Genomic DNA, 12,133 nt, shown 5'->3' with positions numbered 1-12,133 from the left:
GCCGTACAGGCCACAGGCCAGCAGCGACTCACTACAAATCAATGAGTTATGCCATGTATCTGCGCAGTTGGGGCGACCGCAACCGGTGCCCCTGAAAACTGCCGGAGCTTACCACAATCACTGCCCCGCACCTATCCCCGACCAGCAGCCGCTCGGCTGTAGGCAAGGGCGTCAATGCAAGCGCTTGCGGCACATCAATTGGGTCATTTTCGCCGTGTCCGGACGCTCGACCACGCCCTTTTCGGTGACGATAAAGTCGATCAAGTCCGCCGGCGTCACGTCGAACACCGGGTTGACCGCTTCCACGCCGGCCGCCACTCGCTGGCCATTGAGCTCCAGCAACTCACGACCATCGCGCTCTTCGATCGGGATGTCGTCGCCACTTTCCAGGGCCATGTCGATGGTCGAACTGGGCGCCACCACCATGAAACGCACGCCGTGGTGCATGGCATTCACCGCCAACTGGTAAGTGCCGATCTTGTTGGCCACATCGCCATTGGCGGTGATGCGGTCCGCGCCGACGATGACCCAGGTGATACCACGGGTTTTCATCAGGTGCGCCGCCGCCGAGTCGGCATTCAGGCTCACCGGAATACCTTCGTTGGCCAGCTCCCAGGCGGTCAGGCGCGAGCCCTGCAACCAAGGGCGGGTTTCATCGGCGTAAACACGCTCGACCAGACCGTCCAGATAAGCGGCGCGAATGACCCCCAACGCCGTACCGAAGCCGCCGGTGGCCAGGGCGCCGGTATTGCAATGGGTTAACAGGTTTTGCAGATTGCCCTGGTGCTTGCGAATCAGATCGACGCCCAGCTGCGCCATGGTCAGATTGGCCTCGCGATCACTCTGATGGATGCCAATGGCCTCCGCCTCCAACGCCATGATCGGATTTTCATCCACCTTGAGGCGCTGCAAACGCTCACGCATGCGGTTGAGCGCCCAGAACAGATTGACCGCAGTCGGTCGCGAGTCGGCGAGCACCTGAAAATCCGCCTCCAGCGCCGCGCGCCAATCGCCGCCTTCAGCCATGCGCACGCGCACGCCGAGCACCACGCCATAGGCCGCGCTGATACCGATAGCCGGCGCGCCGCGCACCACCATTGCGCGAATGGCCTCGGCTACAGCCGCCGCCGAATGGTAGGCATGCCAGGTTTCCTCGAACGGCAGCACACGCTGATCGAGCAGATGCAGAGCGCCATCTCGCCATTCAATGGCCTTTACCTTCTCTGCCGCTAGCAATTGCTCGCGCATGACACACCTCGCACCCAGAAACGAAAAGCCGCGGATTATACGCACATGCGGCAGGCATCAAGCCTGGCAAAGCTTAGCCCGAATGAAATGCCCGCCGCCCGCAATGGCGTTTTCGGCTTCAAGCGCGCCACGTTCCCCTATAAACTCGCGCCTTTAAGCCCGCCGGAAGCCCCGCCATGCCCGAAGCCCCACTCGACCTCCTGCTGCTGCCCACCTGGCTGGTGCCAGTCGAGCCTGCCGGAGTGGTGCTGCACGAGCACGGCCTGGGCATCCGCGACGGACGCATTGCCCTGATCGCGCCACGCGCCGAAGCGCTCAAGCATGCCGCCCTGGAGGTCCGCGAGCTGCCCGACCACCTACTCACGCCCGGCCTGATCAACGCCCACGGCCATGCGGCCATGACATTATTTCGCGGCCTGGCCGACGATTTGCCGCTGATGACCTGGCTGGAGCAGCACATCTGGCCGGCCGAGGCCAAATGGGTCAACGAGCAGTTCGTTCAGGACGGCACCGAGCTAGCCATCGCCGAGCAACTCAAAGGCGGCATCACCTGCTTCTCGGACATGTACTTCTTCCCGGAAATAGCCAGCGAACGGGTGCACAAGAGCGGTATTCGCGCACAGATCACCATCCCCGTGCTGGACTTCCCGATCCCCGGTGCCCGCGATGCCGACGAAGCCCTGCGCAAAGGCCTGGCGCTGTTCGACGACCTCAAGCATCACCCACGTCTAACCGTCGCCTTCGGCCCGCATGCGCCCTACACGGTGAGCGACGACAAGCTGGAAAACATCCGCATACTCGCCGAGGAGCTGGATGCCGGCATTCATATGCATGTGCAGGAAACCGCCTTCGAAGTGCAGCAGAGCCTGGAACAACGCGGCGAACGCCCACTGGCCCGCCTGGCGCGCCTCGGCCTGCTCGGCCCGCGCTTCCAGGCGGTGCACATGACTCAAATCGACGACGAGGACCTGGCGCTGTTGGTCGCCAGTAACACCAGCGTGATTCACTGCCCGGAATCCAACCTCAAGCTGGCCAGCGGCTTCTGCCCGGTGGAAAGGCTCTGGCAGGCCGGGGTCAACGTCGCCATCGGCACCGACGGCGCGGCGAGCAACAACGACCTGGATCTGCTCGGCGAAACCCGCACCGCCGCCCTACTGGCCAAGGCCGTAGCCGGCTCCGCCACCGCCCTGGACGCCCACCGCGCGCTGCGCATGGCAACCCTCAATGGCGCCCGCGCGCTCGGCCTGGACGTACAGGTCGGCTCGCTGGAGCTGGGCAAAGCCGCCGACATCGTCGCCTTCGATTTATCCGGCCTGGCGCAGCAACCGGTCTACGATCCGGTGTCGCAATTGATCTACGCCAGCAACCGCTCCTGCGTCGAGCATGTCTGGGTAGGCGGCAAACACCTGCTCGACGCCGGCACACTGACCCGCCTGGACGAGCAGCGGATCGTTGCCAACGCCCGCGCCTGGGGGGCGAAAATCGCCCAGCGCTAATATCTAAACAGCCGCAGGCACTGCGACAAACTGACATACATTGGCGCGCCGAGAGGCGCCCACTCAACACGGTGAAACTGGCAACATGAGTGCTTCGCGCCTCTGGCCTCCCGTTTGCTGTTTTATCCAGGGAAAAATATGAGCAACGTCGATCACGCCGAAATCGCCAAATTCGAAGCCCTCGCCCATCGCTGGTGGGACCGCGAAAGCGAGTTCAAACCGCTGCACGACATCAACCCGTTGCGGGTCAACTGGATCGACGAGCGCGTCGGCCTGGCCGGCAAGAAGGTGCTCGATATCGGCTGCGGCGGCGGCATTCTCAGTGAAGCCATGGCCCAGCGCGGCGCCACGGTGACCGGCATCGACATGGGCGAGGCGCCACTGGCCGTGGCCCAGCTGCACCAACTGGAGTCCGGCGTCTCGGTGGAATACCGGCAGATCACCGCCGAAGCCATCGCCGCCGAAATGCCCGAGCAGTTCGACGTGGTCACCTGCCTGGAAATGCTTGAGCACGTACCGGACCCGGCGTCGGTGATCCGCGCCTGCCACGCCCTGGTCAAGCCGGGCGGCCAAGTGTTCCTCTCGACCATCAACCGCAACCCCAAGGCCTATATGTTCGCGGTGATCGGCGCCGAATACCTGCTGCGCCTGCTGCCGCGCGGCACCCACGACTTCAAGAAATTCATTCGCCCCTCGGAACTGGGCGCCTGGAGCCGTGCCGCCGGCCTGCAGGTCAAAGACATCATCGGCCTGACCTACAACCCGCTGACCAAGCGCTACAAACTGGAAGCGGATGTCGACGTCAACTACATGGTCCAGACCCTCAAGGAGGGCTAGGGCGTGCCAAAACAGACTCCAGCGCAGCGAGGGAAATAACCAATGACACGCCCAATGCGCTTGCGCGCAGTGCTTTTCGACATGGACGGTACGCTGCTCGACAGCGCACCGGACTTTATCGCCATCTGCCAGGCGATGCGCGCCGAGCGCGGCCTGGCGCCAATCGATGCCAAGTTGATCCGCGACCAGGTGTCCGGCGGCGCACGCGCCATGGTCGCCAGCACGTTCGCCATGGACCCCGAGGCCGAAGCGTTCGAAGCGCTGCGCCTGGAGTTCCTCGAACGCTACCAGCACCACTGCGCCGTGCTGACCCACCCATTCGATGGCATCGAGGCCTTGCTGGCCGATATCGAACAGGCCAACCTGATCTGGGGTGTGGTCACCAACAAACCGCTGCGCTACGCCGAGCCGATCATGCAGCAGCTTGGTCTGGCCGAACGCTCGGCCATCCTGATCTGCCCGGACCACGTGACCCACAGCAAACCCGATCCGGAACCGATGATTCTCGCCTGCAAGCAACTGGGCCTCGACCCGGCCAGCGTGCTGTTCGTCGGCGACGACCTGCGCGATATCGAGTCCGGCCGCGCCGCCGGCACCCAGACCGCAGCCGTCACCTACGGCTATATCCACCCGGACGACAACCCCAGGCTCTGGGGCGCCGACGTGGTAGTCGACCACCCGCTCGAACTGCGTGCCGTGCTCGACCGCGCCTTGTGCAGCTCTTAGGCCACGACCAGAGCAGCCTTCACCCATCCTTCCAAGAGACCTGACAATGATCGACTATTCCGCCCGCCCCGACCTGCTCAAAGGCCGGGTGATTCTGGTTACCGGCGCCGGCCGCGGAATTGGTGCCGCTGCCGCGCAAACCTTTGCCGCCCATGGCGCGACCGTATTGCTACTGGGCAAAACCGAAGAGCACCTGAGCCGGGTCTACGACGCCATTGAAGCCGCTGGGCACCCGCAACCTGCGGTAATCCCCTTCAACCTGGAAACCGCCCTGCCGCACCAGTACGACGAACTGGCGGCAATGATTGAAAGCGAGTTCGGCAAACTCGACGGCCTGCTGCACAACGCCTCGATCATTGGCCCGCGCACGCCACTGGAGCAGCTCTCCGGCGACAATTTCATGCGCGTGATGCACATCAACGTCAACGCCATGTTCATGCTGACCAGCACCCTGCTGCCGCTGCTGAAACTCTCCAGCGATGCCTCGGTGGTCTTCACCTCCAGCAGTGTCGGCCGCAAAGCCCGCGCCTACTGGGGCGCGTACGCGGTATCGAAATTCGCCACCGAAGGCTTGATGCAGGTGCTGGCCGATGAAGTCGACGGCATCAGCAACGTGCGCGCCAACAGCGTCAACCCGGGCGCCACCCGCACCGATATGCGCGCCCAGGCTTACCCGGGGGAAAATCCGGCGAACAACCCGCTACCCGAGGCAATCATGCCGGTGTATTTGTACCTGATGGGCCCCGACAGCAGCGGCGTCAACGGACAGGCATTCGACGCACAGTAAGCAGCGGCAACGCGGCAACGCGGCAATAAATTGGCGGGAAACCCATGACCGGCAGCAAATTGCCGGTCATATTACCGGGGCAGCGGCAAATACTGGCCATTAGCCGCTCTCCATCATCGGTAAGTGACTGACTTCAAATAAATTTTCCGCGCAATGAACCCTCTGGCACGATATTCGCTCTAACCCGCCTGTTGCCGCATTAAAGCGCCAGAGGTTTAGTGTTCATGGTCCCCCCTAGCCAAACCAACACCATCGATTTCGATGCAGCCAAACTGCAGCGCCTGGGTTTTTCCAGCACGCGAGCGCAGTCTTTGCAGCCCGTCAGCCTGGCGCAACTGCGCCAGCAACTTGGCATGCAGCTGCAAACCAGCCTGGACGCCGAGCGCATCCTCAAGCTGTTTTTTGCACAGGTACAGCGCCTGGTGCCATTGGATGCCCTGGCCTATCAGTATCCGATCAGCGACCTGCGCCTGGACCTGGGCGCCCGCGCCAATCACTCAGCCGCCTATCGCCTGAGCCATGAGGGCGAATACCTCGGCGAGCTGATTTTTCGGCGTAAACACCGCTTCAATGACGAGGAACTCGGCCAGCTGGAGTCGCTGCTGGCCAGCCTGCTGTTCCCGTTGCGCAACGCCCTGCTCTACCGCGCCGCGATCCAAAGCGCACTGCGCGACCCATTGACCGACACCGGCAACCGCATCGCCATGGATCAGGTGCTGCAACGCGAAGTCGAACTGGCGCGCCGCAACCTGCAACCGCTGTCACTGCTGATGCTTGACCTCGATCACTTCAAGGCGATCAACGATCAACACGGCCATAGCGCCGGCGACGAAGTGCTGAAAGCCGTCGCCGACACCCTGAAAGTCCAGCTGCGCAATGTCGACATGGTGTTCCGCTACGGCGGCGAAGAATTTCTGGTACTGCTCTCGGGCACCTGCCGCGACGCCGCAAGCATGGTCGGCGAACGCCTGCGTCATGCCGTACTGGAACTGCAATGCCTGGCCCAAGGGCGGCCGATCGAACTGTCGATCAGCCTTGGTTGCGCCACGCTACTGCCTGGCGAATCGGCGGAAAGCTTGCTGCGCCGTGCCGACAACGCGCTGTATGTAGCCAAACGCGACGGGCGCAATCGCCTGACCATGGCCGGCTAAAACCACCAGACAGCAAAAAGGGGCTCAATCGAGCCCCTTTTCTTTGGCGCTGTACCCGTTAACTGTTGATGCAGACCGCCGTCACGTGGGAGCGGCTTTAGCCGCGAAATATCTTCAGTTTTCAAAGATTTTCGCGGATAAATCCGCTCCCACAAAAGCGCGGTTTCTCCTGCAACACGTAACTGGGACATAGCTTTTTCTTTGACCAACCTACTGCCTACTGCGGCTTACGCGGACCGCGACCGAAGCCTGGACGCTGGCCTTCGGCGGCCGGCTGGCTACGACGCTTGACCGGTGCACCGGCCGGCTTGCGCGAGGGCCGTTCGGTCAACTCGATACCCGGACGCTCCTGACGAGGCTTGCTCGGACGTTTTTTGTTCACATCCTGCGGCCGCTCGGCAACAGGCGTGCCTTTGCCCTGGCCACCACGACCCGACTCACCACGGCCTTGGTCCGCACGCGGAGCGCGTGGCGTGCGCTGCACACGCTCACCACCTTCGCCACGCGGAGCACGCTCCGAACGCACCTGTTCGCCGGTTACCGGGCCGCCATGACTCGGACGCAGAGTACGCTGCGGACGCTCACCACGACCGACCGGCTTGGCCGATTTGCGCTGCAAGCGGTCAAGCTTGTCGCGGGTCTTCTCTTTCATGTCCGGCAAGGCAATCGGCTTGAGACCAACCTCCTCACTGAGAATGTCGACCTCACGCTGGCCCATTTCGCGCCAACGGCCCATGGTCAGGTCAGAGGTCAAAAACACCGGACCGAAGCGCACGCGCTTCAAACGGCTGACCACCAACCCCTGGGATTCCCACAAGCGACGCACTTCACGGTTGCGGCCTTCCATCACCACGCAGTGATACCAGTGGTTGAAGCCTTCGCCACCCGGCGCTTCCTTGATATCGGTGAACTTCGCCGGGCCGTCTTCGAGCATCACGCCGGCTTTCAGCCGCTCGATCATCTCTTCGTCGACTTCGCCGCGCACGCGCACCGCGTATTCACGGTCCATCTGGTACGACGGGTGCATCAAGCGATTGGCCAGCTCACCGTCGGTGGTGAACATCAGCAAGCCAGTGGTGTTGATGTCGAGGCGACCGATATTGATCCAGCGCCCCTCTTTGGGCCGTGGCAGGCGGTCGAACACCGTCGGCCGACCTTCCGGGTCGTCGCGGGTGCAGATCTCGCCATCCGGCTTGTTATAGATGATCACGCGGCGCACGGACTCGGCAGCCTCTTCGCGCTTGATCAGACGGCCGTCGATGGCGATGGCGTCATGCAGATCGACGCGCTGACCCAAGCTGGCGACCGCGCCATTGACCTTGACACGGCCAGCACTGATCCAGGCTTCGATTTCACGGCGCGAGGCCAAGCCCATGCGCGCCATGACTTTCTGCAGTTTTTCGCCTGCTGGGCTGTATTCTTCGGATTCACTCATCTGGGCACCTCCCGGTGTTGTCTCTGGTGATTGACGACGGCACGTCGTCGAAGGGGCGGGCATCATACGCGTATCGCAAGCCGCACGCACGGCTTCAGCCTAGTCGGCTGACGGGCGCCCGTCAGCCTTTACGCCGACCGGTGGCAGCCAACCCCAGCAAACGCAGGTCCGCCTCAGCCAATACCGCGCGCCGTGCGGGCTTATCCAAAGCCTTCCACGCCTTGATCTCGGCCTTGCTGCGTCCGCAGCCGACACAGATCTCACGCTCGAACTTGCAGATGCTGATGCAGGGATCTTTTACCCCAGCCATACCGTCCCTCACTTTGCGCCTGTAACGAGAATACCGGGCTGCGTCGCGACAACCACCACAGTCAGTGCCGCGTCGCATCCTCTTCGTCGACTTCCGACAGCGCCTCACCGGCCTCGGCGTGGCCCTCATCTTCTTCCGGCAGGTCGTCGAAATCGGTTTTCAACCCCTGCTCCATCGAATCCAGCTCGGCCAGCAGGCTGCTGAAGCTGGTTTCCTCGCTCGCTTGCACCGCCGGCTCATCGGCCAAAGCCAGATCGGCGCGCGCCTGCAAGCTGGGCGGCGCCGCCAGCTCATCGTCAAACGCCAGCAGCGGTTCGGGCTCCAGCTCGCGCAAGGCGGCCAGTGGCGGTAACTCATCAAGGCTTTTCAGGTTGAAGTGGTCGAGAAAGGCCTTGGTGGTGGCGAACATCGCCGGCTTGCCCGGTACATCGCGGTAGCCCACTACGCGAATCCACTCGCGCTCCAGCAGGGTTTTGACGATATGGCTGTTGACCGCCACACCGCGCACATCCTCGATCTCGCCGCGGGTAATCGGCTGACGGTAGGCAATCAGCGCCAGGGTTTCCAGCATCGCGCGCGAATAGCGCTGCGGGCGCTCCTCCCACAACCGGCCGACCCAGGGGGCGAAGCGCTCACGCACTTGCAGACGGTAACCGGATGCCACTTCGATAAGCTCGAAGGCGCGCCCTTCACAGGACTTGCCCAGATGCGTCAGGGCCTTCTTGAAGACCGCTGGCTCCGGCCGTTCGGCCTCCTCGAAGAGTTCGTACAGACGCTCCAGTGATTGCGGCTTACCGGAAGCCAGCAGGAAGGCTTCAAGCAGACTGGCCAGCTCACGAGGTTCGTTAAGGTTCATGCTTATTCAGCCCGCGCACGCACATGGATTGGCCCGAAAGCCTCATTTTGCACCAGTTCGACCAGGGATTCCTTGATCAACTCGAGCACCGCCATAAAGGTCACCACCACCCCGAGCTTGCCCTCTTCAGCGCTGAACAGGCTGACAAACGGTACGAAAGCCCCGCCTTTGAGACGTTCCAGCACGTCGCTCATGCGCTCGCGGGTCGACAGCGCCTCGCGAGTCACCTGATGGCTTTCGAACATGTCGGCGCGGCGCAATACTTCGGCCATCGACAGCAGCACTTCTTCCAGGCTGACATCCGGCAGCAGCTTGCGCGCTCGCGCTTCGGGCGCATCCAGGCGCGGCACGGTGAGGTCACGGCCGACCCGGCTGAGGCCGTCGATGCCTTCCGCCGCCGCCTTGTAGCGCTCGTATTCCTGCAAGCGCCGAATCAGCTCGGCGCGCGGATCGTCTTCCTCGGCTTCGGCCTCACTGGACCGCGGCAACAGCATGCGCGACTTGATCTCGGCGAGCATGGCCGCCATCACCAGGTATTCGGCGGCCAGTTCCAGGCGCACCGACTGCATCAGCTCGACATAGCCCATGTACTGGCGGGTGATTTCCGCCACCGGGATATCCAGCACGTCGATGTTCTGTTTGCGAATCAGGTAGAGCAGCAGGTCGAGTGGCCCCTCGAATGCTTCGAGGAAGACTTCCAGTGCATCCGGCGGAATATACAAATCCAGCGGCAGCTCGGTTACCGCCTGGCCATACACCAAGGCAAACGGTAACTCTTGCTGGGCTCCAGCCTGGCTGTCGGCGGGCTCGTGGGGCGGTGAAGTGTGCATGCGTAGCCTCGTAAAGCCTGCTCAGCGGTAATTCAAACCCAAGGCCAGACGCACCTCGGCCAGTGTTTCGCGCGCCTCAACGCGCGCACGGTCGGCGCCCTCGGCGAGGATACGGCGCACCAGGTCGGGGTTGTCCTGATAGTCCGCAGCCCGTGCCTGCAAGGGTTTCAACTCCTGCTGCAACGCCTCGATCAACGGCCCCTTGCACTCCAGACAGCCAATCCCCGCACTTTTGCAGCCTTGCCGAGCCCACTCACGGGTGGCTTCGCTGGAGTACAACTCGTGCAATGGCCATACCGGACAAGCGCTGGGGTCACCGGGATCGTTGCGGTGCCCGCGCGCGGGGTCGGTCGGCATGCGCTTGACCTTGTCCTCGATGTCAGCGGCGCTGTCACGCAAAAAAATCGCATTGTTGTTGGACTTGGACATCTTGCCGCCATCCAGCCCCGGCAGCTTCGGCGCCTCGCTGAGCAGCGCCTGCGGCTCGGGCAGCAACACTTTACCGCCGCCGTCGAGGTAACCGAATAGCCGTTCCTTGTCGCCCAAGGTGATGGTCTGCTGATCTTTGAGCAGTGCGCGCGCGGTTTCCAGCGCCTCGCCATCACCCTGCTCTTGATAGGCCCTGCGCAAGCTGTTGTAGAGCGTGGCGGTTTTCTTGCCGAGCTTGACGATGGCCGCTTCGGCCTTGCCTTCAAAACCTGGCTCACGCCCGTACAGATGGTTGAATCTCCGCGCAACTTCGCGGGCGAATTCGATATGCGCCAGTTGATCGGCGCCAACCGGTACGACACCGGCGCGGTACAGCAGGATATCCGCCGCCTGCAACAAGGGGTAACCGAGAAAACCGTAGGTGGCGAGGTCCTTGCCGTGCTGCTGATCCTGCTGCTCTTTGTAAGACGGCACGCGCTCCAGCCAGCTGAGCGGACAGATCATCGACAGCAGCACATGCAACTCGGCGTGTTCCGGGACCTGCGACTGGATGAACAGCGTCGCCGAACTCGGACTGACGCCAGCAGCCAGCCAATCCACCGCCATGTCCATGACATGCTGAGACACTTGGCCGACTTCCGCGTAGTCGGTGGTCAACGCATGCCAGTCGACGATGCAGAAGAAGCATTCGTAGGTGTGTTGCAACTTGATCCAGCTCTTCAACACGCCGTGGTAATGGCCGAGGTGCAAACGGCCGCTGGGGCGCATGCCGGAAAGCACGCGGCGCTCAGAGTCAACAAGGCTCAAACCGGGTTACCTAAACAAGTCATTGGAGGGCGAGTATAGCGAGGCAGGCACCCATCGCGGGAAAAACGGCGACGGAACCGCGCCACCGGGCAGCCAGTCTAAATGCTTACGCCGGCAGACAGGGCGCACTGTGCACCGATCACCGACGGCAGCCCCGCGCGCAATGCACGGGATCAGAAGCCTTCTGGGAGCCTGCTATGAAAATCCCCGTGCTCACCCTCGCCCTCATCGTCCTGAGCGTATGCCTGATTCCCCTGCCAAACACCGCGGCGCAGGCCGGGATGATCAGCACCCAAGACGTGCTCAGCGAACAGAACACCCAGGCAAACCGCGATAAAGTCAGCGAGTTCCTCAACCGCGCCAGCGTGCAGGAAAAACTGCAGGTCATGGATGTTCCCGCGGCGCTGGCCAGCAGCCGGGTCGACGCGCTGACCCCGGCCGAAGTTGCCACCCTCGCCCAACGCATCGACGCGCTACCCGCAGCGGGCGCCTTGAGCGGCAACGATGTGATCATCATTCTGTTGGTGGCGCTGCTGGTGGTGTTGATTCTGTAGCAGAGCGCTAGCTAATACGCCCGGCGCAAACCTCAGGCATCGCTGAACGGCGAGGGATCGCCGCAGCCAACGCGGATCACTTCGGGCTCCTCTTCGGCCAGGCTGACCACGGTTGAAGCCTCCAAGCCACCGAAACCGCCATCAATGATCAGGTCGACCTGATGCTCGAGCATCTGGCGCATTTCATACGGATCACTCATCGGCAAAGCCTCACCCGGCATGATCAGGCTGACACTCATCAGCGGCTCGCCGAGCTCTTCCAGCAGCGCCTGGGCAATCGGGTGGCCCGGCACACGCAAGCCGATGGTACGGCGCTTAGGGTGCAAGACCATGCGCGGCACTTCGCGGGTGGCATTGAGGATGAACGTATACGGCCCTGGGGTGTGCGTCTTGAGCAGACGAAAAGCCCCGGTATCGACCTTGGCGAACAAGCTCAACTGCGACAGGTCGCGGCACACCAGGGTGAAATTATGTTTATCGTCCAACTGCCGTAGGCGGCGAATCCGCTCCAGTGCGTTCTTGTCGCCGATGCGGCAACCGAGGGCATAGGACGAATCGGTCGGGTAGATAACCACGCCACCGGCCTTGATGATCTCCACGGCCTGTTTGATCAGGCGCAGCTGTGGGTTTTCCGGATGAATCTGGAAAAATTGACTCACGCTAATTC

General features: G+C 62.6%; 12 protein-coding genes and 1 pseudogene. 6 read left to right on the top strand and 7 right to left on the bottom strand.

What is annotated here, in order from left to right; genetic code table 11:
* Positions 1 to 171: 171 nt before the first annotated feature.
* Positions 172 to 1,248 (bottom strand): S-methyl-5-thioribose-1-phosphate isomerase, encoded by a 1,077-nt coding sequence (mtnA, locus tag B3M58_RS06230; RefSeq protein WP_296217706.1) that lies wholly within the window; start codon positions 1,246 to 1,248, stop codon positions 172 to 174.
* 176 nt (positions 1,249 to 1,424) lie between these two features.
* Here mtnA and B3M58_RS06225 point away from each other — a divergent pair, with 176 nt between their 5' ends.
* The 5 genes from B3M58_RS06225 (at position 1,425) to B3M58_RS06205 (ending at position 6,245) form a co-directional block, all read left to right on the top strand.
* Positions 1,425 to 2,744 (top strand): TRZ/ATZ family hydrolase, encoded by a 1,320-nt coding sequence (locus B3M58_RS06225; protein ID WP_296217705.1) that lies wholly within the window; start codon positions 1,425 to 1,427, stop codon positions 2,742 to 2,744.
* Between the two features lie 138 nt (positions 2,745 to 2,882).
* Positions 2,883 to 3,581, top strand: coding sequence for a bifunctional 2-polyprenyl-6-hydroxyphenol methylase/3-demethylubiquinol 3-O-methyltransferase UbiG (ubiG, locus tag B3M58_RS06220; protein ID WP_296217704.1), 699 nt, complete (start codon positions 2,883 to 2,885; stop codon positions 3,579 to 3,581).
* Positions 3,582 to 3,635: 54 nt separating this feature from the next.
* Positions 3,636 to 4,307, top strand: a complete 672-nt coding sequence (gene mupP / locus B3M58_RS06215; protein ID WP_296217739.1) for an N-acetylmuramic acid 6-phosphate phosphatase MupP — start codon at positions 3,636 to 3,638, stop codon at positions 4,305 to 4,307.
* A 46-nt stretch (positions 4,308 to 4,353) separates the two neighbouring features.
* Positions 4,354 to 5,094: a YciK family oxidoreductase gene (locus B3M58_RS06210; RefSeq protein WP_296217703.1), complete on the top strand. Its 741-nt coding sequence runs from the start codon at positions 4,354 to 4,356 to the stop codon at positions 5,092 to 5,094.
* 224 nt (positions 5,095 to 5,318) lie between these two features.
* Complete coding sequence (locus tag B3M58_RS06205) at positions 5,319 to 6,245, top strand: GGDEF domain-containing protein (RefSeq protein ID WP_296217702.1); 927 nt, start codon at positions 5,319 to 5,321, stop codon at positions 6,243 to 6,245.
* A gap of 217 nt (positions 6,246 to 6,462) precedes the next feature.
* Here the strand turns inward: B3M58_RS06205 and rluB are convergent, their stop codons facing one another.
* The 5 genes and pseudogenes from rluB to B3M58_RS06180 form a co-directional block, all read right to left on the bottom strand.
* Positions 6,463 to 7,680 carry a 23S rRNA pseudouridine(2605) synthase RluB gene (gene rluB / locus B3M58_RS06200; protein WP_296217701.1) on the bottom strand — a complete coding sequence of 406 codons (1,218 nt, stop codon included), beginning with the start codon at positions 7,678 to 7,680 and terminating at the stop codon, positions 6,463 to 6,465.
* A gap of 121 nt (positions 7,681 to 7,801) precedes the next feature.
* Entirely contained in the window at positions 7,802 to 7,990 is a 189-nt protein-coding gene (locus B3M58_RS06195) for a DUF1289 domain-containing protein (protein WP_296217700.1), read from the bottom strand.
* A 79-nt stretch (positions 7,991 to 8,069) separates the two neighbouring features.
* A pseudogene (scpB, locus tag B3M58_RS06190) lies at positions 8,070 to 8,846 on the bottom strand (SMC-Scp complex subunit ScpB); the annotation flags it as partial.
* Between the two features lie 2 nt (positions 8,847 to 8,848).
* Positions 8,849 to 9,547 (bottom strand): segregation and condensation protein A, encoded by a 699-nt coding sequence (locus tag B3M58_RS06185; RefSeq protein ID WP_296217738.1) that lies wholly within the window; start codon positions 9,545 to 9,547, stop codon positions 8,849 to 8,851.
* Positions 9,548 to 9,697: 150 nt separating this feature from the next.
* Entirely contained in the window at positions 9,698 to 10,912 is a 1,215-nt protein-coding gene (locus B3M58_RS06180; RefSeq protein ID WP_296217698.1) for a tryptophan--tRNA ligase, read from the bottom strand.
* Positions 10,913 to 11,109: 197 nt separating this feature from the next.
* Here B3M58_RS06180 and B3M58_RS06175 point away from each other — a divergent pair, with 197 nt between their 5' ends.
* The gene (locus tag B3M58_RS06175) at positions 11,110 to 11,466 is read left to right on the top strand and encodes a PA2779 family protein (RefSeq protein ID WP_296217697.1); all 357 of its coding nucleotides are present in this window, start codon (positions 11,110 to 11,112) and stop codon (positions 11,464 to 11,466) included.
* Positions 11,467 to 11,498: 32 nt separating this feature from the next.
* On the opposite strand, the gene B3M58_RS06170 is transcribed toward B3M58_RS06175, so the two are convergent.
* Entirely contained in the window at positions 11,499 to 12,125 is a 627-nt protein-coding gene (locus B3M58_RS06170) for an L-threonylcarbamoyladenylate synthase (RefSeq protein ID WP_296217696.1), read from the bottom strand.
* Positions 12,126 to 12,133: the final 8 nt, after the last annotated feature.

Source organism: Pseudomonas sp. UBA2684 (assembly GCA_002354655.1).
Taxonomy (GTDB): domain Bacteria; phylum Pseudomonadota; class Gammaproteobacteria; order Pseudomonadales; family Pseudomonadaceae; genus Aquipseudomonas.
The sequence above is the reverse complement of the archived record's forward strand: the minus strand, read 5'-3'. Positions and strand labels throughout refer to the sequence as shown.

Coding starts and splice junctions, on each gene's coding strand:
- B3M58_RS06195 (WP_296217700.1), bottom strand. CDS start 7,990: ATGGCTGGGGTAAAAGATCCCTGCATCAGCATCTGCAAGTTCGAGCGT.
- B3M58_RS06175 (WP_296217697.1), top strand. CDS start 11,110: ATGAAAATCCCCGTGCTCACCCTCGCCCTCATCGTCCTGAGCGTATGC.
- B3M58_RS06225 (WP_296217705.1), top strand. CDS start 1,425: ATGCCCGAAGCCCCACTCGACCTCCTGCTGCTGCCCACCTGGCTGGTG.
- B3M58_RS06205 (WP_296217702.1), top strand. CDS start 5,319: ATGGTCCCCCCTAGCCAAACCAACACCATCGATTTCGATGCAGCCAAA.
- mtnA (WP_296217706.1), bottom strand. CDS start 1,248: ATGCGCGAGCAATTGCTAGCGGCAGAGAAGGTAAAGGCCATTGAATGG.
- mupP (WP_296217739.1), top strand. CDS start 3,636: ATGCGCTTGCGCGCAGTGCTTTTCGACATGGACGGTACGCTGCTCGAC.
- ubiG (WP_296217704.1), top strand. CDS start 2,883: ATGAGCAACGTCGATCACGCCGAAATCGCCAAATTCGAAGCCCTCGCC.
- B3M58_RS06210 (WP_296217703.1), top strand. CDS start 4,354: ATGATCGACTATTCCGCCCGCCCCGACCTGCTCAAAGGCCGGGTGATT.
- rluB (WP_296217701.1), bottom strand. CDS start 7,680: ATGAGTGAATCCGAAGAATACAGCCCAGCAGGCGAAAAACTGCAGAAA.